This window comes from Citrobacter sp. L55 (assembly GCF_002850715.1).
Lineage (GTDB): Bacteria > Pseudomonadota > Gammaproteobacteria > Enterobacterales > Enterobacteriaceae > Citrobacter > Citrobacter braakii.
The window spans coordinates 557-3346 of the sequence record NZ_KZ559443.1 but is presented as its reverse complement, the minus strand read 5'-3'; the positions used below and the strand labels follow the sequence as shown (position 1 = coordinate 3346).

Below are 2790 nucleotides of genomic sequence, written 5' to 3'. Positions count from 1 at the left end.
GGGTTGCAAAAGAAGTAGGTAGCTTAACCTTCGGGAGGGCGCTTACCACTTTGTGATTCATGACTGGGGTGAAGTCGTAACAAGGTAACCGTAGGGGAACCTGCGGTTGGATCACCTCCTTACCTTAAAGAAACGTTCTTTGTAGTGCTCACACAGATTGTCTGATGAATGATGAACTTCTGAATGTACTTTCGAGTGCATTAAGAAGTTTTGCTCTTTAAAAATCTGGATCAAGCTGAAAATTGAAACGACACACTGTTTCATTTCTCCGTAAACAAGAAATGAAAAACGGTGTGTCCGAGTCTCTCAAATTTTCGCAACACTGAAGTGTTTTACGAAACATCTTCGGGTTGTGAGGTTAAGCGACTAAGCGTACACGGTGGATGCCCTGGCAGTCAGAGGCGATGAAGGACGTGCTAATCTGCGATAAGCGTCGGTAAGGTGATATGAACCGTTATAACCGGCGATTTCCGAATGGGGAAACCCAGTGTGATTCGTCACACTATCATTNTGTTTTACGAAACATCTTCGGGTTGTGAGGTTAAGCGACTAAGCGTACACGGTGGATGCCCTGGCAGTCAGAGGCGATGAAGGACGTGCTAATCTGCGATAAGCGTCGGTAAGGTGATATGAACCGTTATAACCGGCGATTTCCGAATGGGGAAACCCAGTGTGATTCGTCACACTATCATTGCGTGAATACATAGCGTAATGAAGCGAACCGGGGGAACTGAAACATCTAAGTACCCCGAGGAAAAGAAATCAACCGAGATTCCCCCAGTAGCGGCGAGCGAACGGGGAGCAGCCCAGAGTCTGAATCAGCATGTGTGGTAGTGGAACGGTCTGGAAAGTCCGNCGTGAATACATAGCGTAATGAAGCGAACCGGGGGAACTGAAACATCTAAGTACCCCGAGGAAAAGAAATCAACCGAGATTCCCCCAGTAGCGGCGAGCGAACGGGGAGCAGCCCAGAGTCTGAATCAGCATGTGTGGTAGTGGAACGGTCTGGAAAGTCCGGCGATACAGGGTGATAGCCCCGTACACAAAAGTGCATGTGTTGTGAACTCGAAGAGTAGGGCGGGACACGTGGTATCCTGTCTGAATATGGGGGGACCATCCTCCAAGGCTAAATACTCCTGACTGACCGATAGTGAACCAGTACCGTGAGGGAAAGGCGAAAAGAACCCCGGCGAGGGGAGNCCTCCAAGGCTAAATACTCCTGACTGACCGATAGTGAACCAGTACCGTGAGGGAAAGGCGAAAAGAACCCCGGCGAGGGGAGTGAAAAAGAACCTGAAACCGTGTACGTACAAGCAGTGGGAGCCTCTTTATGGGGTGACTGCGTACCTTTTGTATAATGGGTCAGCGACTTATATTCTGTAGCAAGGTTAACCGCATAGGGGAGCCGAAGGGAAACCGAGTCTTAACTGGGCGTTAAGTTGCAGGGTATAGACCCGAAACCCGGTGATCTAGCCATGGGCAGGTTGAAGGTTGGGTAACACTAACTGGAGGACCGAACCGACTAATGTTGAAAAATTAGCGGATGACTTGTGGCTGGGGGNATAGGGGAGCCGAAGGGAAACCGAGTCTTAACTGGGCGTTAAGTTGCAGGGTATAGACCCGAAACCCGGTGATCTAGCCATGGGCAGGTTGAAGGTTGGGTAACACTAACTGGAGGACCGAACCGACTAATGTTGAAAAATTAGCGGATGACTTGTGGCTGGGGGTGAAAGGCCAATCAAACCGGGAGATAGCTGGTTCTCCCCGAAAGCTATTTAGGTAGCGCCTCGTGAATTCATCTTCGGGGGTAGAGCACTGTTTCGGCTAGGGGGTCATCCCGACTTACCAACCCGATGCAAACTGCGAATACCGAAGAATGTTATCACGGGAGACACACGGCGGGTGCTAACGTCCGTCGTGAAGAGGGAAACAACCCAGACCGCCAGCTAAGGTCCCAAAGTCATGGTTAAGTGGGAAACGATGTGGGAAGGCACAGACAGCCAGGATGTTGGCTTAGAAGCAGCCATCATTTAAAGAAAGCGTAATAGCTCACTGGTCGAGTCGGCCTGCGCGGAAGATGTAACGGGGCTAAACCATGCACCGAAGCTGCGGCAGCGACACTATGTGTTGTTGGGTAGGGGAGCGTTCTGTAAGCCGTTGAAGGTGGCCTGTGAGGGTTGCTGGAGGTATCAGAAGTGCGAATGCTGACATAAGTAACGATAATGCGGGTGAAAAACCCGCACGCCGGAAGACCAAGGGTTCCTGTCCAACGTTAATCGGGGCAGGGTGAGTCGACCCCTAAGGCGAGGCCGAAAGGCGTAGTCGATGGGAAACAGGTTAATATTCCTGTACTTGGTGTTACTGCGAAGGGGGGACGGAGAAGGCTATGTTAGCCGGGCGACGGTTGTCCCGGTTTAAGCATGTAGGCGGAGATTCCAGGTAAATCCGGAATCTTGTTAACGCTGAGGTGTGATGACGAGGCACTACGGTGCTGAAGTAACAAATGCCCTGCTTCCAGGAAAAGCCTCTAAGCATCAGGTAACACGAAATCGTACCCCAAACCGACACAGGTGGTCAGGTAGAGAATACCAAGGCGCTTGAGAGAACTCGGGTGAAGGAACTAGGCAAAATGGTGCCGTAACTTCGGGAGAAGGCACGCTGATATGTAGGTGAAGTGATTTACTCATGGAGCTGAAATCAGTCGAAGATACCAGCTGGCTGCAACTGTTTATTAAAAACACAGCACTGTGCAAACACGAAAGTGGACGTATACGGTGTGACGCCTGCCCG

At 50.8% G+C, this 2790-nt stretch carries 2 rRNA genes (1 of these 2 running past the window's edge); both read left to right on the top strand.

Features of this window, described 5'->3' with window-relative positions:
- Positions 1-122: ribosomal RNA gene (locus tag B9P82_RS27910) — 16S ribosomal RNA — on the top strand; the annotation flags it as partial.
- 417 nt (positions 123-539) lie between these two features.
- Positions 540-2790: ribosomal RNA gene (locus B9P82_RS27905) — 23S ribosomal RNA — on the top strand; its annotated part runs 556 nt beyond the window's last position; the annotation flags it as partial.